The following is a 21,888-nucleotide window of genomic DNA, read 5'->3' as shown; positions in this document are numbered from 1 at the left end:
GGTTTTCTTGCACCGCGGTCGCCAACGACTGTGCCGACGCGCCGATCAGGCCGACGTCCAGCCCGGGTGTCTGTCTTCCCCTCCAGGGGAAGATCCGACCGTCGTCGCGGTGCTCCGTGTGCACTTGCCCGAAGGTCATCTATGAAGCCATTCCTGAAGCCAACTCAGCGCTACGCCCTGATTATCGGGCTGATTATCCTGGTCAGCATCGCCGTGGGTGTCTCGAGCGGCGGAGACCTCAACAAGATCGATCAGCGCTTCGGCCTCATTGTCTCTGCGATGGCTGCTATACCTTTCGGCACGGTCCCCGGGCTTCTGGCCGGCATCTGGTCCTTTCTCAATCAGATTCCACTGGTCGTGCTGATCCTTATCAGCGGCGCGATCTTCTTCACCTTTCGCTTTGACTTCGTGAACCTGCGCGGAGTCAGCCACGCGGTCAAAGTCGTCGCTGGCAAGTACGACGACCCCAACAATCCGGGCGAAGTCACCCACTTCCAGGCCCTCTCGACCGCGCTCTCGGCCACCGTGGGCCTGGGAAACATCGCCGGCGTAGCAATCGCCGTCGGGATCGGTGGGCCGGGCGCCGTTTTCTGGATGATGGCCGCGGCCATCTTCGGCATGACCAGCAAGTTCGCGGAATGCACACTGGGCCAGATGTACCGCAAGGTCGACGCCAACGGCGCAGTCCAGGGCGGCCCGATGGTCTATCTGCGCGACGGCCTGGCCGAGATCGGACGCCCTGTGCTCGGGCGCTACCTCTCGGTGATCTTCGCGGTGCTCTGCATCGGAGGATCCTTCGGTGGCGGTAATATGTTCCAGGCCAACCAGAGTTTTGCGGCTATGGCCAACCTGGTCCCCTGGTTTGACGGGGAGCGCGCCCGCGGCGAAGTGACGCTGGCAAGCGAGGCCCCGATGGAGCTGGCCTACGCTCGCCATCTGGCCCGCTTCTCGGCCCCTTCGCCCCTGGAGACCGAAGACGTCCTCTACTTCAATCCGGTAAAACGCCTCGACATCGCCACCACGGACTGGACTCGGGGCGACGACGGCCGCTGGACCCTGACGCTGGATGTCGTAGCCGCCGACTCCGGGCATCGTTTCGATGTCGCCGCTGGCGCCATCTCCACCCTTGAACTCGCGCGTGTCGAAGGGCGCCAGGTCAACTGGACGGTCCCGGTGGGAGTCGACACGCTCAATGAGGCCCCCGTCGCAGGTGGCATTCAACCGCGCAGCTGGCTCTACGGCATCATCATCGCCCTGCTCGTCGGCATGGTCATCATCGGCGGCATCCAGAGCATCGGCAAAGTGGCCTCGAAGATCGTTCCGGCGATGTGCGTCATCTACGTGGCTGCCGCGCTCTACATCCTCTTGAGCAACGTCACGATGATTCCACACGCCATCGGCACCATCATCGGGGAGGCCTTTGCCCCGAAGGCGGGCCTGGGCGGCCTGGTCGGTGTGCTCATCGTCGGCATCCAGCGTGCCGCCTTCTCCAACGAGGCCGGCGTAGGCTCGGCGGCGATCGCTCACTCCGCCGCACGCACCAAAGAGCCGGTACGCGAGGGCTTTGTCGCCCTCCTGGAGCCGGCCATCGACACCCTGCTCGTCTGCTTTATGACAGGCATTGTCGTGGTCATCACAGGCGTCTATGCCGACCCGGCAACCGCTGGCCTCGAAGGGGTCGCGCTGACCTCGGCTGCCTTCGAGACGGTTATCAGCTGGTTCCCCTACATCCTTTCCATCGCGGTGATTCTCTTTGCCTTTAGCACCATGATCTCCTGGTCCTACTATGGCGAGCGCTGCTGGAGCTTTCTCTTCGGAGCCAACAGCTCGATGATTTATCGGGTCATCTTCCTCTTCTTCGTCTTTTTGGGATCGGTTTCCAGCCTGAGCAACGTCCTGGACTTCTCCGACCTGATGATCCTCTCGATGGCCTTCCCCAACATCCTGGGTGCGGTACTTCTCTCTGGAAAGATCCGCGCCGCCCTGATCTCGTACTGGGACCGGCTGGAAGCTGGCGAGTTCGACGTATAGGCAAGCGGCGACCCGCGATGAGATTCCAACGCACAGGCGCTTTGCATCGACGGCGGGTTTTGGCATAGTCCGCGCGTCCCGGGGCTGAATTTGCCCCGCAACACGCGTTTTAGGAGTGCGCCATGCCACGCCGTCACGATCTGAAGTCGATCTGCATCCTGGGCTCCGGGCCCATCGTCATCGGACAGGCCGCCGAGTTTGATTATTCGGGAACCCAGGCCATTCGCGCGCTACGCGCGGAAGGTTTCAGGGTGGTCCTGGTCAACTCCAACCCGGCCACGATCATGACCGATCCGGAGCTGGCCGATGCGACCTACATCGAGCCACTCACCCCGGACTTCGTCGCCCGTGTGCTCGAAAAAGAGCGCCCCGACGCGCTGCTCCCCACCATGGGCGGGCAAACCGCGCTCAACATCGCGATGTCGCTTCATAAAGACGGCACCCTGGATCGCCTGGGCATTGAGCTCATCGGCGCCAAACCCGAAGTCATCACCCGCGCGGAAGACCGCGAGGAGTTTGCCAACACCATGCGCGCTATCGGCGTCGATCAGCCCGCGGCCGGCGTGGCCCGCTCGATCGATGAAGCCTGGGAGATCCAGGCACGGATTGGCTTCCCGGCCATCCTGCGCCCTTCGTTCACCATGGGTGGCAGCGGCGGCAACATCGCCTACAACCGCGAAGAGTTCGCCGAGTACGTCAAGTGGTCGCTCTCTCAGAGCCCCACCGGCGAGGTGCTCATCGACGAGAGCCTGCTCGGCTGGAAGGAGTACGAGCTTGAGTTGATGCGCGACAGCAACGACAACGTCGTCATCATCTGCGGCATCGAAAACGTCGATCCCATGGGCGTGCATACCGGCGACTCCATCACCGTTGCCCCCATTCAAACCCTGACCGATCGCGAATACCAGGCCATGCGCGATGACGCGCTCCGCATTATCCGCGCCGTCGGCGTGGAGACCGGCGGATGCAACATCCAATTTGGTGTCTGCCCGCAAACCGGGCGCCGGGTGGTCATTGAGATGAACCCCCGCGTCTCCCGCTCCTCGGCCCTGGCAAGTAAAGCCACCGGATACCCCATCGCCAAGATCGCTGCGCTCCTCTCGGTGGGCTACACCCTTGATGAGCTCCTCAACGACATTACCAAAAAGACCGCCGCGGCTTTCGAGCCGGTGCTCGACTACACCGTGGTCAAGATCCCACGCTTTGCCTTTGAGAAGTTCCCCGACGCTTCCGATACGCTGACCACCCAGATGAAGTCGGTGGGCGAAGCGATGAGCATCGCGCGCACCTTCCCGGAGGCCTATCTCAAAGCGCTTCGCAGCCTGGAACAACGCGACAGCGGCCTCTTCGCCGAGATCGATCTTCCCGCCGATGGAGCTTCCCCTGCGCAAGTTGAGGAGTTTTTTGCGCCTCATCTGCGCCGCCCCACCCCGCGGCGGCCCTGGTACGTCTTCGAAGCGCTTCGCCGCGGTCTCTCCCTTGAAACCGTGCACCAGTATTCGCGCATCGATCCCTGGTTCCTCGACCAGTTCCAGCAGATCATCGAGGTGGAGCAGCTCTTAAGCGCCGCCCCCGTTGGCACGTGGCCTGCCGACGAAGACATCTTTCTGGCCAAACGCTACGGCTTTGGTGACACCGACATCGCCCGCATCCTCCAACGTAGCGAACGCGAGGTCCGCGAGCACCGCCTCTCACTCGGCGTCTCGCCGACCTTCAAGCAGGTCGACACCTGCGCCGCTGAATTCGAGGCCGTCACCTCGTACTTCTACTCCAGCTATGAGACGGGCAGCTGCGAATCGAACCCCGACGATCGCCCGGGTGTTATGATCCTTGGCGGCGGCCCCAACCGCATCGGCCAGGGCATCGAGTTCGACTACTGCGCAGTCCACGCGGTCATGGCGCTTGGTGAGGCCGGCTACCGCACCATTATGGTCAACTGCAACCCGGAGACCGTCTCTACCGACTACGACATCAGCGACCGCCTCTATTTTGAGCCGCTGACCCTTGAGACGGTGCTGGCCATCATCGACATCGAAAAGCCCGAAGGCGTCATCCTTCAGTTCGGCGGCCAGACTCCTCTCAAGCTCGCCGCGGCGCTCACCGAGCTGGGCATCAAAGTGCTGGGAACCTCACCGGAGGCCATCGACCGCACCGAAGATCGCCAGCTCTTTAACGCGATCGTCGAAAAACTGGCCCTCAAGCAACCGCAGGCCCGTACCGTCATGACCTGGGAGCAGGCTCAGGAGGCCGCCTCCGAGATCGGCTTTCCGATGATGGTGCGGCCAAGCTACGTGCTCGGCGGCCGGGCCATGGAAGTCGTCTACGACGCCCCGAGTTTCGAGCAGGTCTTTTTGCGCGCGCAATCCGAGTCGCCCGACAACCCGGTGCTCCTCGATAAGTTCTTGAGCCAGGCGGTTGAAGTCGACGTCGACTGCGTCAGCGACGGCACCCTGGCTGTGGTCGGCGGCATCATGGAGCATATTGAGGAAGCCGGCGTTCACTCCGGTGACTCCGCCTGCGCGCTGCCCTCCCATGATCTTCCTGAAGTGGTACTGCGCACCATTCGGGAGCAGACCTTAAGCCTGGCGAAGGAGCTCAACATCGTCGGGTTGATGAACGTGCAGTTCGCCGTGCAGGACCGCAACGTCTACGTGCTCGAGGTCAACCCCCGCGCCAGCCGGACCATCCCCTTTGTCTCCAAGGCCATCGGCCGCCCGCTGGCCAAAATCGCGGCGCGCGCGATGCTCGGCGAGTCGCTGGAGGATCTGGGCTTTACCGAGGAATGCGTGCCGAGCTTCTTCTCGGTCAAAGAGAGCGTCTTCCCCTTTACGAAGTTTCCCGAAGTCGACAGCCTGCTGGGCCCCGAGATGCGTTCCACCGGCGAGTGCATGGGCATCGACCCCAGCTACGAGATGGCTTTTTACAAAGCCCAGGTGGGCGGGGGCAATGCACCTCCAACCGGCGGTACTGTCTTTATCAGCGTCAAAGATGACGATAAATGGGCATCGGTGCCGGTGGCGCGCGGCTTGAGCGAACTGGGATTCAACCTTCTGGCCACGAGCGGAACCGCTGCTTACCTCAAGCAGAACGGCCTCCAGGTCACGCCCATCAACAAGGTGCGCGAAGGCCAGCCCCACATCGTCGATGCCATGATCAACGGCGAAGTTCACCTCGTCATCAATACGACCGTCGGGGGACAGTCGGTTCGCGACAGTCGCACCATCCGCCGTGCCGCCCTGCAACTCGGCATGACCTACTTTACCACCCTGGCCGCCGCACGCAGCGCCGTCGGCGCGCTTGGCGCGCTGGCCAAGGCCTCCCCCACAGTGCACTCCATTCAGGAGCTGCATGCCTCAGAGACTGCCCGTTGATCTATTTGTCGGGCTGTCCCATACTTACCTGAGCGACATTGCGCTGAGGCGCATCGCGACTCTTTCAAACAAGCCGCCCCCCATCCTGGTTCGCCACGATGGGGGCATTTATTTCTAAGGCACAGTGCCGCGTCCTTCGACGCGCGCGCTCGTGTCCTGCTGCTCATGAGGCAACCCATGCAGAAGATTCCTATGACCGTCGATGGCCATCGCAAGCTTCGCGAAGAGCTCGACAACCTCAAAAAGGTCCAGCGCCCCCGCATCGTCCAGGAGATCGAAGAGGCCCGCGCCCACGGCGACCTCAAAGAGAACGCCGAGTATCACGCCGCCAAAGACAAGCAGGGCTTTGTTGAGGGACGTATCCGCGAGATCGAAGGCAAACTTGCACACGCCCAGGTTATCGACACCGATGAGCTCGGTGGCGACCGCGTGGTCTTCGGCGCCTTTGTCACCGTCTTCTTTTTAGACACCGACGAGGAGAAGACCTACCAGATCGTCGGCGACGATGAGGCCGACATCAAGCAGCTCAAAATCTCCTTCGCCAGCCCCATCGCCCGCGCCCTGATCGGAAAGACCGTCGGCGACGAGTCTGTCATCAAGGCCCCCGGCGGCGACCGCGTCGTCGAGATCATGGAAGTGGAGTTCCGCTGAGCGCGTTCTGCAGAACCCGCGATAAAAAAAGGCCGCCCTTTATCGGGCGGCCTTTTTCACATTCTAGACATCGTCGTCACGAGCTTATTCAGCGCTGGCTTCGTCGGAGGCCTTCTCACCACCGATGGTCCAGGCACCTTCCTCAAAGACCAGCTCAGGCAACACGCTGACGTGCTCCACGAAATGGAAGTCCAGCTCCTTCTGGATGTCTTCGGAGACGTCCATCAGGTCTTTCTTGTTGCGCGCCGGCAGGATGATGCGCTTGATGCCGGAGCGGTGCGCCGCAAGGACTTTCTCTTTGATACCGCCAACCGGGAGCACATTGCCGCGAAGGGTGATCTCGCCACTCATCGCCACATCGCTGCGCACCTTCACGCCGGTCAGCAGGCTTAAGAGCGAGATGTACATCGTGATCCCCGCCGAAGGACCATCTTTGGGGATGGCGCCGGCCGGCACGTGAATGTGGATGTCATTCTCGCGCATAAAGTTCGGCGCGAGCTCGTAGTCTTCGGCACGGCTGCGAATGTAGCTCAGCGCGGCGCGAACCGACTCCTTCATCACATCGCCCAGCTGCCCGGTGAGCACGAGCTCACCCTTGCCGGGCATCCGCGTCGACTCGATAAAGAGGATGTCGCCGCCGGCAGCCGTCCAGGCAAGCCCGGTGGCCACTCCGGGGGACGAGGTACGCTGGGCGACCTCATACTGGTAGCGCTCCGGCCCCAGGTAGTCGGCGATATCGTCTGGAGCGACGGTCATGCTGATCTCCTGGCTCTCCTCCTCCGACTTGCCGAGGTTTTCGGCAACCTTGACCGCCACACCACGCGCGATGTCGGCGATGCGCCGCTCCAGGCTACGTACGCCCGCCTCTCGGGTGTAGTTGCGGATGATGATGTCGAGCGCCTCGTCATCAATGCGCAGGTTCTCCTCGGTGATCCCGTGCGATTCAAGCGCCTTGGGAATGAGGTACTGGCGCGAGATATGGTGTTTGTCCTGAGCGGTGTAGCCCGGGATCTCGATCACATCCATACGGTCACGAAGCGGCGCCGAGATGGTATCAAGCTGGTTGGCCGTTGCCACAAAGAGCACGTTGGAGAGATCCACCGGAACCTCCATGTAGTGATCCGAGAAGTTGTGGTTCTGCGCCGGGTCCAGCACCTCCAGGAGCGCCGCCGAGGGATCTCCGCGGAAATCGCGTCCGATCTTGTCGACCTCGTCGAGCATAAACACCGGGTTATTCGTCCCGGCCTTACGCAGCGCCTGCACAATACGACCGGGGAGCGCGCCGACGTAGGTACGCCGGTGCCCACGGATCTCTGATTCGTCGTGCACGCCGCCCAGGCTGATGCGCACGAACTTACGCCCCAGCGCCCGTGCCACACTGCGGCCCAGGCTGGTTTTACCCACACCGGGAGGCCCCACCAGGCAGAGAATCGGGCCCTTCATGTCGTTCTTGAGCTTGCGCACCGCCAGATACTCGATGATGCGCTTCTTCACCTTGTCGAGATCGTAGTGATCCTCATCAAGGATCGTGCGCGCCTCCTGAATATTGAGCTTATCCTCAGTGGACTTGCTCCAGGGGATGTCCAGCAGCGTCTCCAGATACGTGCGGGTCACCCCGTACTCACTCGAGGCAGGCTGCATCATGCGCAGGCGGTTCATCTGCTTGCGACAGACTTCCTCAACCTCTTTGGGAAGATTCGCCTCCTCGATCGCCTGGGCGATGTCTTCCAGGTCACCTCCCTCCCCATCGAGCTCGCCGAGCTGCTCTTTGATCGCTTTGAGCTGCTGGCGCAGGTAGTACTCGCGCTGATTCTTGTCGATCTCTTCTTTGATCTGACTCTGAATCTTGTCGCTCACCCGCAGCACTTCGAGCTGACGTGCGAGCAGCGTGACCACTTTGGTGAGACGCTCCTTAAGATCGACCGTCTCCAGAATAGCCTGCTTCTCCTCGGGCGTGTTCTCCATGTTGGCGACCACGAAGTCGCAGAGCTGGCCGGGATCATTGACCCCGTCGACCATCTGAGAGGCTTCCTTGGGCATCTCCGGGATAAACTTCACAACCTGCTTGGCCGTGCTCTTCAGGTTGAGGAAGAGCGCCTCAATCTCGACCTGCTGCTCCGGGCTGAGTTCAGCTTCGGGCTCCAGCACGTCGAAGTTCCCGATAAAGTAAGGCTCCTCTTGCGTGATCTCGTTGAGGCGAATGCGCTTCTGCCCCTGGATAATCACGCTGTAGTTGTCGTTGGCAATCTTCACGACCTTGAGGATGCGTGCGACGGTACCGATCTCGTAGAGATCGCCGGCGACCGGGTCGTCGGTCTCCGCGTTGCGCTGGGTGAGCACCGCGATCGGCTTCTCATGTTTGACCGCGTCTTCAATCAGGCGGACGCTTTTGGGACGCCCCACCGCCAGCGGCACAACCACCTGGGGAAAGAGCACCGTGTTGCGCAGAGGCAACAGCGCCAGATCCTGGTTCTTTTCCATCGGCTCTTGAGGAGTACTTTCGTGTTCTTGCGACATAATTTTATCCTGGGCCTCGATCCGAGGCGTCCACTCTGGTGAGCGTGGCTCGCTCGTTGACAACTTGCCCCGTGGCTAACATCGTGCACCTCCCTTTTGGCGCGCCAGCGCGATGGCGTCAACCTTCGCGTGCCAGCCGGGAAGCGCATCCACGACGCGCCAACTCTAGGCACGCTTTACCAATCGCAAAGCAAATGACGTGCCTGCAGCGCGCTCGACTCCGCTGAGGCGGCGAGTTTTTTATGGACGAGACCCCTGAAGAGAAAGGCCTTCTGGCGCGAATTCCCGCGCCCCGCGCTGTCCGCACGCTGGGGCGAGTCGGAAAAATGGGTGCTCGCAAGATGGGCGCCCGGGTTCAAAAAGCCGGTCAGAAAATCGCGAAACGCCTGGCGCACGAGATGATCCAGCCGGAGCAGATCACTGCCATTCAGGGAGCACTGGCCCGCTTCGCCCAGTGGGGTATGGAGCGTGGTTTTGCCCTGGACCCTAACGCCGCGCTCTTTTTCGAGTTTCTCGACTGGGTCGACGCGGAGTACGGGCGCGAGGCTGTGATGACCCGGCTGATGCTCAGCCCCATGTTTCAGGACCCGGCCTTTCTGGAGGCCATCACCCGTGCGGCCGCGTTACTCTCCCCCTTTGCGCCGCCGTCCTCCGAAACCTGGGGAGTCGACGAGGTTGAGCGGCTTAAAGATCGCGCAGGCCAACGACTTCTCGAACTTCTGGTCAGCCTGACGGAGCTCGCCACCGAGACCCCCGCGCCGGCGTCGGGAACCGTCGCTTCCCGCCAGGATTACATCGCCGACGCGCCGATCCCGGAGCGCTTTCGCGTGCTGGCCACAATGGCCGTCGGCGAGGGGCTCGACCCGGCAAAACCAGCACCGGCGACGCGAGCGTCGAGCGCGCTGCGGGATCTCTCGCAGCGCCTGGATCGTTCGGGTAAAGGCCAGCATAGCCTGACGCGTTTTGTTCCTGGACTGGGGGATGCCCACCTGCATTTTCTGGTCTTCTCGACGACCTTCGTGATGCAGAGCTACCTGCTTCGCCACCTCGTCGAGTCGCTCCCTGAGATGGCCGCGCGCCTTCGAGAACTCGAGCCTCATGATCTCCCCCCACAACGCTGAAGCTGAGCTAGGGGGGGCCCGCGCTGGCTCTCTGGCGTTGATTTACGCCACAAGCCTGGCAACCGTGTTGGTCTTCACCTACCTCCCCCGCCACTTCGAGGCGCTGGGGTTGAGCGGCGCGATGATCGGCACGATCTTCGCCGCCCGCACCATCGCCCAGAGCTTCGCAAGCCCACTGTGGGCCACACTGGCCGACCGCCACGACCGCCTCACAGCAACCACGCGTGCCCTGCTGGTGAGTGGCGTGGTAGCCGTCGCCGCCCTGCCCTTTGTCGTCGCTCCCCTGGCGCTCTTCGGAGTGCTTCTGGCCTACGCGCTAACGGCGGGCTGCGCCCTTCCGCTGATCGACGCCCTTACCCTCCGAGCCGCCGGTGCCGAGGGATTCTCCCGACTTCGCGCCTTTGGGTCTGCCGGCTTTGGCCTGGCCGCGCTCGGCGCAGCAGCTCTCGGGCTCTATTACACCCACGCCGAGATCGCGGCGATGACTCCCTGGGCGCTGGTGCTCGCCACCATTCTGACCGCCCTCGCCACGCTGGGGCTTCCCCGTGACGAGCGAAGCCTCACTCGTCCACGGCCGGACTGGAGCCTCTTTAAAGAGCTGTGGCGTGCTCCGCTGGTGGTGATCTTTGCCATCGCCGCGCTGCACTGGGCCTCCCAGATGCCCTACAACCTCTTTCTGGTGTTTCTCTGCGAAGAACGTGACTTTCCCGCGTGGACCCCCGGGCTGGCCGTCGGCGTGGGCATCGCAGCGGAGATCGTCGCGTTTGCGATGGCCCCGCGCCTTCTCAAACGCATCGCCCCACTGCCCCTCTTCGCGCTGAGCATCGCGCTGACCGCGCTGCGCTGGTTCCTCACTGCCTACGTCACCAGCCTGCCTTTGATCCTTGCGGCCCAGCTCGGTCACGCCTTCAGTTATGGGGCCTTCTATGTGGCGATGATGGCCATTCTTGACCGACGTGTACCGCCGGAGGTTCGCGCCACCGGCCAGGGAGCCCTCTACCTTGTGGTCTTCGGACTGGGCGGCGCGCTGGGGGCTGGGCTCGGCGGTTGGCTTCTCGACGTGGCCCCGGCCTCTCGAACCTTTGCGGCTGCTGGATGGTTGGAGGTCGTCGCATTCATCGGGCTGCTGGCGGCCTGGCGCTGGTTGAACCGTGCAGCCAACACATTCTTGCGTCCTTCCTGACCACGGCTACACTGCCGCCGATTCAGGCAATGATTCCCCTGTAAATACTGAGCTGAACATGACCACTTCCCCCCGTCACTTCATCGCGCTGGCCGGAAACATCGGTGCCGGAAAAAGCACCGCCGCCAAGATCATCGCCCGCCACTTTGGCTGTGAGCTCTTCCATGAGCCGGTCGTCGACAACCGCTTTCTGCGCAATTACTACGGCGACATGACCCGCTGGAGCTTCACCCTTCAGATGGAGTTTTTGCTGCGCCGGGTCGAACATCACGGCCAGATCGATCGCATGCGAGCCTCCTGCGTCCAGGACCGCACGTTGATCGAAGATCCCGAGATCTTCGCCAAATACCTGCACGGTCTGGGGCATATGACCGACAACGAGCTCGATCTCTACTTCGACTTCTTCAAGCGCTTCAACCACTCGATCCGCCAGCCCAACAAGGTCATCCTGCTGCATACCCCGGATACCCGTGTGCTGCTCAAACGCATCGCCGAGCGTGGACGCGAGGAGGAGCGCGGCATCACCAGCGACTTCCTGCGCGGCCTCAATGGCTACTACGAGACGTTCGCCCAGGTCGCGCGTCGCAAGTATGGACTCGACGTCTTAGAGATCGACGTGACCAGCCGCGACTTCCGCAGCGGCCAGGAGCGCAAACGCTTCCTCGGTGAGGTCGCCGAGTTCATCAACCGCGACCTCGCTCCCAACGAAGAGCTCCCCCTGGCGATGGAGTCTGAGACGGACTGACGCTCAGGCCGGCAACATCTGCAGCACAATAAAGCCCAGCAAAAAAAGCCCACCGATCACCAGCAGCAGCATCATGAATTTTTTGGACTGCTCGGCCTCGCGGTGACGCTGGGCGCTCTCTTTTTTCTTACGGCGACGTTTGGGGGCCATGAACATCTCCTGACTTCGATTCGAGCGTGAAAGGCGCAACGGGCGCGCTCAAGTGGAAAGGGCAAGGTATAAAAGCGTGACGAGCGGACGCAAGCCTATTCGGCGTCTTCGCTGTAGAGTCGACGCAGCGCGTCGCTTCGCGAGATGATCCCGACCAAAACGCCCTGTTCAAGCACCGGCAGCCGTCCGATATCATGCTCCGTCATCCGTTTAAGCGCCTCGCTGAGAGGCTCGTCCGGCGAGGCGCTGATCACCCGTTGGCTCATGAACCCGGCGACAGGAATCTCCCAATCGCCGCGCCGTACGGCCTGCTCCACATCACGGCCCGACACCACCCCGACCACCTCACCAGCGCGCATCACCGGCATCCCGTGCACTCCCCAGCGCTCCAGGCAGCGTCGAAACTCGCTGAGCGTGGTATCATGCGCGACGGTCTGAACTGGCGAGCTCATGACATCAGCCACGTCCAGGGGATCGACCGGCCAGCTCTGCAACTTCTCGAAGATGGCGGACGCCACCTCGGTGGCATCTCCCGGCTTGATCTTCGCGGCAGCGGCGGCAGGATGCCCGCCGCCTCCAAAGCCCCCCATGAGTGCCGCCACATCAAGATGACGCGTGTTGCTGCGCGCAATCACCTGCACAACTTTCGACCCCGTCTGCTGGGCCACAAGCACCAGCGCATCGACCCCGGTCAACTGCAGCACCCTCTCGACAACTACGGCCGCACCCTTGACGTAGGCCTCGCCCACATGGGTCGCCAACGCCAGGCGTAGCCCCTCTCGGTCCACCTCTCGGGCCGAGCCCATGACCTCTACCAGAAGGCGTTGCTGATCGGCGCTGAACTCCTGCTGCAGGTAACGATTGACCACTTCCAGGCGCGCGCCCTGCTTGCGCAAATACGCCGCCGCCAGGATGTCGCGCGTACTGGTATTCCCAAATGAGAGCTTTCCGGTGTCGGCGTAAAGTCCCAACATCATCAACGTCGCATCGCCCACGCTCAGTGAGACTCCGGCCTCCTCGAGGCGCTCGCAGATCAGCGTGACGCACGCCCCAACTGGCTCGATCACATCCACATCCGCGCTCACATCATCCGATGAGGGTGCGTGATGATCAAAGACCACCACCCGCTGCGCCCGCTCCAACAACGACGCATAAGGTTTGAGTCGATTGCGGGAGCGCGTATCCACCACAATCAGTTCCTCGATCGCCTCACCCTCAAGCGCGTCTACGGTCACAAGCTCAAAGCTATCCTTATGCAACGCGAGGTAGCGCTTCACCGAGGGGCTGGTCGGCCCGACGAGGCAGGCCCGCACCTCCGGCCACAGACGCGTCACAGCGATGAGGGTTGCCAGAGCGTCAAAGTCGGCGTTGCTGTGGGTGATCACCACACGCATGAAGTCTCCCTTTAGGTTGAGGCTCGTTTTAAGGTGTGCATGGTCTGCTACCATCAGGCTCGCCCAGACTAACCTCTTAACCCCGATGAGCAAGGCTATGATGAACGCCATCGCAGTTGACACCGCCTCCGACACCCCACGCCTCTTCTGGACCGACCATCCCCGCCCCAAACCGGCCTCTGGCGAGGTTCTGATCAAGGTGCACGCCACCGCCGTCAATCGGGCTGATCTCTTGCAGGCCCGCGGACGCTACCCGGTGCCCGCCGGCGCCAGCACGATCATGGGTCTTGAAGCAGCCGGCGAAGTTGTCGAGTTGGGTGAAGGCGTCGAGGGTATCAACCTCGGCGATCGCGTCTGCGCTCTGCTCACCGGGGGGGGATACGCCGAGTATGTCGCCTCGCCGGCGTCACTCCTCCTTCCTCTTCCCGACGCCCTCTCGATGGAAGACGCCGCGGCCCTCCCGGAAGTCTTCTACACCGCCTTTCTCAACCTCTACATCGAAGGGCAACTGGAAGCGGGAGAGCGTGCGCTGATTCACGCCGCAGGATCCGGCGTAGGCACAGCCGCACTGCAACTCTGTCGCCTCACAGGCAATCCGGTCCTCGGCACGGCCAGCGCGTCCAAGCTCGAATCGATCCTCGAGTTAGGTGCCGAACGCGCCATCGATCGTCACACCGAAGACTTCGCCGAGGCCATTCGGGAATGGACCGATGGCGAGGGCGTCGATGTGATCCTCGATCCCGTAGGCGCGACCTACCTCGATGCCAATCTCAAAAGTCTGACCACCGGCGGACGCCTCATCATCATCGGACTTCTCAGCGGGGCGAGCGCCGAGCTCTCGCTGGGCCGCCTTCTCATGAAGCGCCTTCAGATCAAAGGCTCCGTACTCCGCAGCCGCACGCTCGCCGAAAAAGAAGCGATCACCGTCGCGTTTAAAGCCCGGGTGTGGCCTCACGTCGTCAGCGGCGCGTTGCGCCCGATCATCGAGACGGTGCTCCCCATCGACAGGGCCGATGACGCACACCGACTTCTGGCCTCAAATCAGACCACCGGAAAGATCGTGCTGCGGGTAAGGCCGTGATCTCACCCGCGCGTGGAGAGGTAGATGTAGGTGAAGAGCAACGCACAGAAGATCAGCACGACGCTCAAGGCTATGAGCACCAGCGCGTTGTTGCCCTGGCGCACCATTGTAAACGATGAGCGCGCAGACGCCTTGCCCCCCACCTCCCCCCTGGCCGTGTCGCGCACACCCTCCACCGGGGCGGCAGCCTGCGCGCTCACAGCCCGCGGTGAAAGTCCGGCTGGCGCGGCGTGCTCAATCGCGGGCTCAACGTTGTTGCCGATAATGCGATCGCCAGGCACCGTCACCCTCCCCTTGCGCGCACTGCCCTCGGGCGCACTGACGCGCAACGCCTGTCCGGAGCTTTTGCCTGCCAGCGATTCAAAGGCTACCAGCGCGGCATGCGCATCGACGTAGCGATCCCGAGGGTTCTTGGCCATGCAGGTGCGCACGAAGGTTTCCAACCCCGCCGGCACCTTCAGCCCGGGGCGAGGCTCAAGGTCGGGGATGGCTTCGAGCTGATGCATCCGCACCATCTCCTGAGGCGACTTCGAGATGTAGGGGAGCCGGCCGCACACAAGTTCAAAGAGCATGCAGCCCAGCGCGTAGATGTCGGTCGCAGGCCCGATGTCCGACTCTCCGCGACACTGCTCCGGACTCATATAGGCCGGCGTACCGAAGAGCAGCCCCACGGCAGTGCGCGCCGACTGCGGATCTTGCTGCAAAAGTTTGGCGATCCCGAAGTCGAGCACCTTGACGATCTGCTCATCGCTGGAGCGCCGATAGGAGAGGATAATGTTCTCCGGCTTTAAGTCGCGGTGCACGATATCGAGCGAGTGCGCCTCGCGAAGCGCCATCAAGATCTGGCGTACGATCTCAAGAATCGAGTCTACCTTAAGCCCTCGCCGCACCGCTTTTCGCAGCGAGACCCCTGCGACGTGCTCCATCGCGATGTAAAGGAAACGCTCATCATCGCTCACCCCAAAGTCATATAGGGTCACGCAATTGGGGTGCGAGAGCTTGGCCAACACCCGCGCTTCCTGCGCGAAGCGGTCCTGGCCTCCGGGCCCACTGGAGCCCACCGTACGCTGGCCCATCAGGGTGCCTTCGACCTTCTCCGCATGAAAGACCTTGAGCGCCACCATACGATCGACTCGCGCCTGATAGGCCTTGTAGACATACCCCATCGAACCGCTGCCAAGGATCGACGCCACGATAAAGCGCTCCCCGATACGACGGCCGAGAAGACGCTCGTCGGGGTGACTGGCGTGCTCGGCCTCCTCGATCGCAAAAAAGCCGTCGCCCGAAGGGCACGGCGCATAGGTGTGCTCCACCCTGGTCTTGCAATTCGGGCAAATGGCCATCCAGAAACCCGTGTTCAAGGTCACTCAGCGAAGACAATCTCGTGCGCCGACTATCGCACAGCCCATCGGAGCTGACCAGCACGTCAGAGGGCGGTGATTTGACCCTTTAAAACTCGCCGTGCTATCGAATCGGCGCGACCCGCAGCGCGGGGCAATTCACCGGGCAATCTGCCAACAATTTCAGCTGGAGGACGTATGTCGAGCACGATTCAATCGATTGGTGTGGTGGGCGCAGGTCAGATGGGCAATGGCATCGCCCAGGTCGCCGCGGTAGCCGGCTTTGACGTGATCATCTCCGACCTCAACCAGGACGCTCTCGACGCCGGGGTGGCATCGATCACCAAAAGCCTCGATAAGCTCGTGAGCAAGGAGCGCCTCAGCGCTGACGTTCGCGATCAGGCCCTCTCGCGTATCAAGACCACCACCTCGATGGAGGACTTCTCCAGCAGTGACCTCATCATTGAGGCCATCGTTGAGAACCTCGCCATCAAACTTGAGCTCTTCAAGAAGCTCGATGCGATCGCCCCGGCCCACGCCATCCTGGCCAGCAACACCTCCAGCATCTCGATTACGCAGATCGCCGGTGCAACGGCTCGCCCCGACAAGGTGGTCGGCATGCACTTTATGAACCCGGTGCCGCTGATGAAGCTCGTTGAGCTCATCGAAGGCCTTGCCACCAGTGAAGAGACCACTGCCAAAGTCAAGGCGGTCGCCGAGAAGATGGGCAAGACCACCGTCTTCGCGCAGGACTACGCTGGCTTCATCGTGAACCGCATCCTGATGCCCATGATCAACGAGGCGGTCTACGCCCTGATGGAAGGCGTGGGCTCGGTCGAAGACATTGACACTGCCATGAAGCTCGGGACCAACCAGCCGATGGGGCCGCTGACCCTGGCGGACTTCATTGGTCTGGACACCTGCCTGGCGATCATGGAGGTGCTGCACAAGGATCTGGGCGACAGCAAGTACCGCCCCTGCCCGCTCCTGCGTAACTACGTGACCGCCGGCTGGCTCGGCCGTAAGAGCGGACGTGGCTTCTACAACTACAACGCCTGAAGGAGGGGACATGACGACGTTTGAAACCCTGAAGCTCGAGCGGCTCGAAGACGGCATCGCCCTTTTGACCGTCAACCGCCCCGACAAACTCAACGCGCTCAATGCGCAGGTTCTCAGCGATCTTTATGAGGCAGCGATCTCACTCAAAGACGACGCCTCCCTGCGTGCACTGATCCTCACTGGCGAGGGGCGCGCATTTGTCGCCGGCGCCGACATCGCGGCGATGTCCGACATGAGCGAAGAGGCCTCGTACGAGTTCTCCAGCCTTGGTCACCGCGCGATGACGGAGCTGAGCAACCTCCCGGTTCCCGTCATTGCGGCCGTCAACGGGTTTGCGCTGGGCGGCGGGCTTGAGCTCGCCCTGACCGCTGACCTCATCTATGTCAGTGAAAAAGCCAGGCTCGGGCTGCCTGAGACCGGCCTGGGAATCGTCCCGGGCTTTGGCGGCACTCAGCGCCTGGGCCGTCGTATCGGCTGGCAGCGCGCAAAAGAGCTCGTCTTCACCGGTCGCACCATCTCGGCCGACGACGCCGTTGCCTACGGCCTTGCCCTCGACAAACTTCCACTGGAAGGCTTCCTCGACGCGATCATCAAGCTCGCACGCTCCATCTCCACCCGCGGCCCCCTGGCGATTCGCGCGGCCAAGCAGGCCATGGTTCAGGGCAGTGAATTGCCGATCGACGATGCGAACCAGAAGGAAGTCGAAGCCTTCTCCGGGCTGTGGAACTCCCACGACCGCGCCGAAGGCATGGCCGCATTTCTCGAGAAGCGCACTCCCACCTACGAGGGGCGCTGAGGCGCCGAATTCCGCATGAACCTGCAACTTACCCCGAGCCAACGTGACGTTCAGGCCCGCGCTCGCGAGATCTGCCGCGAGCACATCGCCCCGCGCGCCCTCTCACGCGACACGAGCGCCGAGTTCCCGCTCGACGATCTTCGCCGCCTGGCCGACGCGGGCCTGATGGGCGTTAACATCGCCTCCGATCTCGGCGGACTTCAAGCCGGCGTCGTCGCCTACAGCCTGGCCGTGCAGGCCGTGGCCAAGGCCGATCCGGCCGTCGCCGTGACCATGGCCGTCAACAATATGGTCGGCGAGGTTCTGGCGTATTTTGGGACCGAGTCGCAGAAGCAGACGCTGGTTCCGAAGATGACCTCCGGCGAGTTCTCCAGCGGGTCATTTTGCTTAAGCGAGCCGGGCAGCGGCTCCGACGCCGCCGGCATGCTCACCCGCGCCACACGCACTCCGGAGGGATGGCGTATCAACGGCACCAAAGCCTGGATCACCTCCGGTTCCTACGCCGGTGTCTTCCTCGTCTGGGCCCAGACCAGCGTCGAGGGCGACGATCAGGGCATCTCGCTCTTCATCGTCGATCCGACCCTCGACGGCGTCTCGGTGGGACCGCCCGAGGAGAAGATGGGTCAGCACGCCTCCAATACCGTCTCCCTGGCCTTTGATCATGTGCTCATCCCCGGCGATGCCCTCCTGGGAGAGCTCGGCAAAGGCTTCCGTATCGCGATGATGGCGCTCGACGGGGGCCGCATTGGCATCGCCAGCCAGTCCATCGGCATCGCCGACGCTGCGCTGGAGCTTGCCGCGGAGGCCGGCGTCGGCAACCACCCCCAGAGCGCGGACGCCTTTGAGATGATGCACGCGCGCATTGAGGCCGCCCGGCAGCTCACACTGCGCGCAGCCTGGCTTAAAGAAGTCGGCTCGACCAACTTCTCACGCGAGGCCAGCATGGCCAAACTCATGGCCTCGGAGGTCGCCAACGACGTGGCTCGCCGTTGCCTGGCGCTGGTGGGACCGTCGGCCGCAGCCTACGATCATCCCCTGGCAAAACTGGTGCGCGACGCACGCGTCACCCGCATCTACGAAGGCACCAGCGAGATTCAGCGTGTTGTCATCGCCCGTGACTTGATTCGAAACGGCGCGGCCTGAGCGCCCCGCTTTACTCCAAAAGGTGTTGCCACATGTCCGACGCCAACGTTCCCCATCCCACAACTTACCGTGTGCTCATCGGCAAGCCCGGCCTTGATGGCCACGATCGCGGCGCCAAAGTCATCGCCCGCGCGCTGCGGGATGCCGGCTTCGAGGTCATCTACAGCGGTCTGCATCAGACCCCGGAGATGCTCGTACGTACCGCGATCCAGGAAGATGTTGATTGCGTGGGACTCTCCATCCTCTCCGGCGCGCACAACACCCTGATGCCTGAGGTCGTCCGCCTGCTCGATGAGGAAGGTGCCGGCGACATCTTTGTTTTCGGCGGCGGCATCATCCCCGAACCCGATATCGCCGAACTCAAAGCGGCCGGCGTGCGTGCGATCTTTACCCCCGGCACACCGACCACAGAGGTCATTGAGTTTGTGCGCCAGGAATGCGAGCGCAAGAACGCCTGATCCTGCCCCACCCCTGCAGTCGAGTCGTTATGAACTTTGAGATCACTGAAGATCAGCAGATCCTGCGCCAGACGGTGCGCCGCTTCGCCGAGGAGAGCCTGGCGACCGACGCCGCACTCCGAGACCACGCTCCGAAGAGCGCGTGGCCCACGTCGCTGGCCGACCTGGGGCTATGGAGCCTGGCGGTACCCGAGGCCCAGGGCGGCGCGGGCTTCGACCTCCTCACCGGCGCGCTTGCCATCGAGGAGCTCGCTGCGCGCGACGCGGCGGTGGCCTGCGCCGTGGCGCTGACCAACGCGGTGGTGGTTCCGGCGCTTGCCGCTGGACAGCATCCGCTGCGCGATGCTGTTGCCGCAGGCACCTCGCTGGTCGGCCTAAGCTGGCAGGCCGAGAGCGCCGGTGGGGTATCCGGCACCATCCAGACGGCGGCAGCCGGCGCGACCCACCGGGTCAGCCGTGAGCTCGATGGTGGAAGCGCTCGCTGGGTGCTCTCGGAGCTGGGAGGTGAAGCCTGCTCCGAGACGATCGGCCTGCGCGCCTTATCCAATGCGCCTGAAAGCACTATCTCAAAAACCGATCTTCTCCTCGACGATGTCGCCCTCGACCGTGAGGCCTACATCCGCACCGGCGCCCTGCTCGCGGCCGTAGGCGTCGGCATCGCGGCCGGCGCGCTGCGACTGGCGTTGACCTATGCCGATGAACGGCATCAGTTCAAGCGCCCACTTCACGGCTTTCAGGCCATCCAGTTTAAACTCGCGACCATGGCCACCGAGGTCGAAGCTGCCCGGCAACTTACCCACCGCGCCTGCCTGACCGCTTCGCCACGCGACAGCCGCCTGGCGCTTTGCCTGGCCCGGGAATGCGCCTTTAACGTCGCCGACGAAGCTCTTCAAATCCACGGCGGCTACGGCTACACCCGCGAATACCCCGTGGAGCGCCACTTCCGCGACGCCGTCCAGCTCTCCACCCTCGACCTCTGGGAGCTGCGCTGATGACCGCCGTCGACCTCGCCACACGCATCCTCAACCGGGAGCCCCGGGCCGCAGCGCGCCTGATGCGCCTGGTGGATGACGGTGCCCCGGCCGCCCGTGACGTCCTCGCGCGCCTCTCCCCGCATACGGGCAACGCCTACATCCTGGGCGTCACGGGCAACCCGGGCTCGGGCAAGTCGACCCTGGTCAACCGCCTCATCGCCCGGCTGCGAGCCCTCGACCAGACTGTAGGCTGTGTGGCCATCGACCCCACAAGCCCCTTCTCCGGTGGAGCCATTCTGGGCGACCGAGTGCGCATGCAGGAGCATGCCATGGACCCGGGAGTTTTCATCCGCTCGGTGGCCACACGCGGCAACCTCGGGGGCATCTCGCGCTCTACTCCGGCGATGGTCCAGGTGCTCGACGCGATGGGCTTTGATTGGATCATTGTCGAAACCGTCGGCGTGGGCCAGGACGAGGTGGACATCGTACGCCTGGCCGACACCAGCGTCGTCGTCCTGGTCCCGGGCCTGGGCGATGATGTGCAGGCCGACAAAGCCGGATTGATGGAGATCGCCGACATCTTCGCGCTCAACAAAAGCGATGTCGCCGGCCACGCCCGACTCCAGCGCGAGATCCGAGCGATGCTCGCTCTTCATCGTCAGGCTCGCCGCGACGCTGAGAGTTGGTTTCCTCAGATCTGCCCCACACAGGCCAGCGAGGGTCAGGGGGTTGCAGATCTGGTTGAGACGATCTTCAAGCACCGCGAATGGCTGGAGAACTCCGCACCGCGCGACCTTCGCCGACGGGAGCGCGCTGAGCACCTCATCGCCCTCATCGCCCGCACCGAGCTTCACGCCCGCCTCCATCACGCCGCACAAACCCACCTCATCAAAACGCTCGCAGGCGATCTGGTTGAAGGACAGACCGACCCCTACGCCGCCGCCGACCAGGTGCTTGAAGCCATCCTCAAAGCACACACTTGAAACGCAATGAGCCCCGGAGCAAACCTCCGGGGCTCATCCATTCTGATATGACGCTCAGGCCCTCTTACAGCGCCGCCGGCATCGTGGAAACCGAGGCCGCCTGAACCATCGCTTCTGTACCCAGGGCATCTTCGTCCAGCGAAGGACTGATATCGATCACCTCACCAGGCCGCCCCTGGGAACCGATGGACTCCACCGCGCTGACAATCGGGTCGAGCGCACTGATCGCCCACTGATTCAAATCAAAATTAAACACGAGGGTTTGTTCTCCGGGCGACAGCTCCACGTTGGAGAGCGCATAGAAGACAGCGCGCTGACTCTCGTAATGAAAAGGCGTCCAGCTCTCGTCAATGGTCCACACGCGAGTGCGCTCAAAGGGCAGTGGCAGCGGGTTGCCATCCTCGTCTTCGCCACCGACCTTCCCCATCGAGTCCTCGCCATACTTCACAAGACCGCTGAGTTCGAGACTTCCCATCGGGATCTCCGCGCCCTCCTCGGCCATAAGCTCCTCTCGCTCCGCCGAACTTAAGGGTTCGAGGCGTACGCTGACCAGGTAGCGGCCGGTCTGGGGGAACTCGACGGCGTGACCGCGAATCGCAGTCTCTCCCTGAGACAAATCAAAGTTCAGACCGATGGGGCGCGTCGTGGAGTACGCAACCTCCGCCCCATTCACCGGCTGCAGACGGATCTCGGTGATCGTCAGTCCCACCTCTTCCAGAATCAGCTCGTCGGGCAGTTCCCCGATCCCGCTGAGCCGAAACTCCGGTGTCACCATCGCGGCCTGACTCCGCTCGTCAACTGCCGAGTCGGTGCCCGGGGACTCGGGCGCGGCTTCCCCACAGGCGATCGCGCTGCTCAACATCAACGCTGCCAGAAGTCGTCTCTTCATAC

General features: G+C 62.9%; 18 protein-coding genes. 13 read left to right on the top strand and 5 right to left on the bottom strand.

The features are described from left to right. Window positions 1-141: 141 nt before the first annotated feature. From EA187_RS20570 to greA, 3 genes are all read left to right on the top strand, one after another. Complete coding sequence (locus EA187_RS20570; protein ID WP_206524184.1) at window positions 142-2,031, top strand: alanine/glycine:cation symporter family protein; 1,890 nt, start codon at window positions 142-144, stop codon at window positions 2,029-2,031. Between the two features lie 122 nt (window positions 2,032-2,153). Beyond that, entirely contained in the window at window positions 2,154-5,402 is a 3,249-nt protein-coding gene (gene carB / locus EA187_RS04440) for a carbamoyl-phosphate synthase large subunit (RefSeq protein WP_127779298.1), read from the top strand. A 177-nt stretch (window positions 5,403-5,579) separates the two neighbouring features. After that, the gene (gene greA / locus EA187_RS04435) at window positions 5,580-6,053 is read left to right on the top strand and encodes a transcription elongation factor GreA (RefSeq protein WP_115602724.1); all 474 of its coding nucleotides are present in this window, start codon (window positions 5,580-5,582) and stop codon (window positions 6,051-6,053) included. 84 nt (window positions 6,054-6,137) lie between these two features. Here the strand turns inward: greA and lon are convergent, their stop codons facing one another. Then, the gene (lon, locus tag EA187_RS04430) at window positions 6,138-8,570 is read right to left on the bottom strand and encodes an endopeptidase La (protein WP_115602725.1); all 2,433 of its coding nucleotides are present in this window, start codon (window positions 8,568-8,570) and stop codon (window positions 6,138-6,140) included. Window positions 8,571-8,812: 242 nt separating this feature from the next. Between lon and EA187_RS04425 the strand changes: the two genes are divergently transcribed. Genes EA187_RS04425 through EA187_RS04415 form a run of 3 tightly spaced genes read left to right on the top strand, consistent with a single transcriptional unit; the run spans window position 8,813 to window position 11,619 of the window. Continuing rightward, window positions 8,813-9,691, top strand: a complete 879-nt coding sequence (locus tag EA187_RS04425; protein WP_115602726.1) for a hypothetical protein — start codon at window positions 8,813-8,815, stop codon at window positions 9,689-9,691. Further along, window positions 9,669-10,874: an MFS transporter gene (locus EA187_RS04420; RefSeq protein ID WP_115602727.1), complete on the top strand. Its 1,206-nt coding sequence runs from the start codon at window positions 9,669-9,671 to the stop codon at window positions 10,872-10,874. The genes EA187_RS04425 and EA187_RS04420 overlap by 23 nt, the downstream gene beginning before the upstream one ends. 58 nt (window positions 10,875-10,932) lie before the next feature. Continuing rightward, window positions 10,933-11,619, top strand: coding sequence for a deoxynucleoside kinase (locus tag EA187_RS04415; RefSeq protein ID WP_115602728.1), 687 nt, complete (start codon window positions 10,933-10,935; stop codon window positions 11,617-11,619). A 3-nt stretch (window positions 11,620-11,622) separates the two neighbouring features. Here EA187_RS04415 and EA187_RS20285 read toward each other — a convergent pair whose 3' ends face one another. Continuing rightward, window positions 11,623-11,769, bottom strand: a complete 147-nt coding sequence (locus tag EA187_RS20285) for a hypothetical protein (protein WP_164855978.1) — start codon at window positions 11,767-11,769, stop codon at window positions 11,623-11,625. Between the two features lie 95 nt (window positions 11,770-11,864). Further along, the gene (locus tag EA187_RS04410) at window positions 11,865-13,163 is read right to left on the bottom strand and encodes a CBS domain-containing protein (protein ID WP_164855977.1); all 1,299 of its coding nucleotides are present in this window, start codon (window positions 13,161-13,163) and stop codon (window positions 11,865-11,867) included. A 97-nt stretch (window positions 13,164-13,260) separates the two neighbouring features. Between EA187_RS04410 and EA187_RS04405 the strand changes: the two genes are divergently transcribed. Further along, entirely contained in the window at window positions 13,261-14,244 is a 984-nt protein-coding gene (locus EA187_RS04405) for an NAD(P)H-quinone oxidoreductase (RefSeq protein ID WP_206524183.1), read from the top strand. 2 nt (window positions 14,245-14,246) lie between these two features. On the opposite strand, the gene EA187_RS04400 is transcribed toward EA187_RS04405, so the two are convergent. Further along, window positions 14,247-15,605, bottom strand: a complete 1,359-nt coding sequence (locus EA187_RS04400) for a serine/threonine protein kinase (protein ID WP_115602730.1) — start codon at window positions 15,603-15,605, stop codon at window positions 14,247-14,249. Between the two features lie 177 nt (window positions 15,606-15,782). Here EA187_RS04400 and EA187_RS04395 point away from each other — a divergent pair, with 177 nt between their 5' ends. The 6 genes from EA187_RS04395 to meaB are packed head-to-tail and all read left to right on the top strand — an operon-like array spanning window position 15,783 to window position 20,997. After that, a complete protein-coding gene (locus EA187_RS04395) occupies window positions 15,783-16,643 on the top strand; it encodes a 3-hydroxybutyryl-CoA dehydrogenase (protein ID WP_115602731.1) in 861 nt (286 codons plus the stop codon). 10 nt (window positions 16,644-16,653) lie between these two features. Further along, a complete protein-coding gene (locus EA187_RS04390) occupies window positions 16,654-17,439 on the top strand; it encodes an enoyl-CoA hydratase/isomerase family protein (RefSeq protein ID WP_115602732.1) in 786 nt (261 codons plus the stop codon). A 15-nt stretch (window positions 17,440-17,454) separates the two neighbouring features. Beyond that, complete coding sequence (locus tag EA187_RS04385; protein ID WP_115602733.1) at window positions 17,455-18,582, top strand: acyl-CoA dehydrogenase family protein; 1,128 nt, start codon at window positions 17,455-17,457, stop codon at window positions 18,580-18,582. Between the two features lie 32 nt (window positions 18,583-18,614). Continuing rightward, window positions 18,615-19,040, top strand: coding sequence for a cobalamin B12-binding domain-containing protein (locus EA187_RS04380; protein WP_115602734.1), 426 nt, complete (start codon window positions 18,615-18,617; stop codon window positions 19,038-19,040). A gap of 29 nt (window positions 19,041-19,069) precedes the next feature. Then, window positions 19,070-20,032 carry an acyl-CoA dehydrogenase family protein gene (locus EA187_RS04375; protein WP_164855976.1) on the top strand — a complete coding sequence of 321 codons (963 nt, stop codon included), beginning with the start codon at window positions 19,070-19,072 and terminating at the stop codon, window positions 20,030-20,032. Beyond that, on the top strand, window positions 20,032-20,997 hold the full coding sequence (gene meaB, locus EA187_RS04370; RefSeq protein ID WP_115602736.1) for a methylmalonyl Co-A mutase-associated GTPase MeaB: 966 nt from the start codon (window positions 20,032-20,034) through the stop codon (window positions 20,995-20,997). Before EA187_RS04375 ends, meaB begins: the two co-directional genes overlap by 1 nt. 64 nt (window positions 20,998-21,061) lie before the next feature. On the opposite strand, the gene EA187_RS04365 is transcribed toward meaB, so the two are convergent. Next, window positions 21,062-21,886 carry a hypothetical protein gene (locus tag EA187_RS04365; protein WP_127779297.1) on the bottom strand — a complete coding sequence of 275 codons (825 nt, stop codon included), beginning with the start codon at window positions 21,884-21,886 and terminating at the stop codon, window positions 21,062-21,064. Window positions 21,887-21,888 lie beyond the last annotated feature (2 nt).

Origin of the sequence: Lujinxingia sediminis (genome assembly GCF_004005565.1) — a bacterium.
Lineage (GTDB): Bacteria > Myxococcota_A > Bradymonadia > Bradymonadales > Bradymonadaceae > Lujinxingia > Lujinxingia sediminis.
This window is presented reverse-complemented; position numbering and strand designations above follow the sequence as displayed.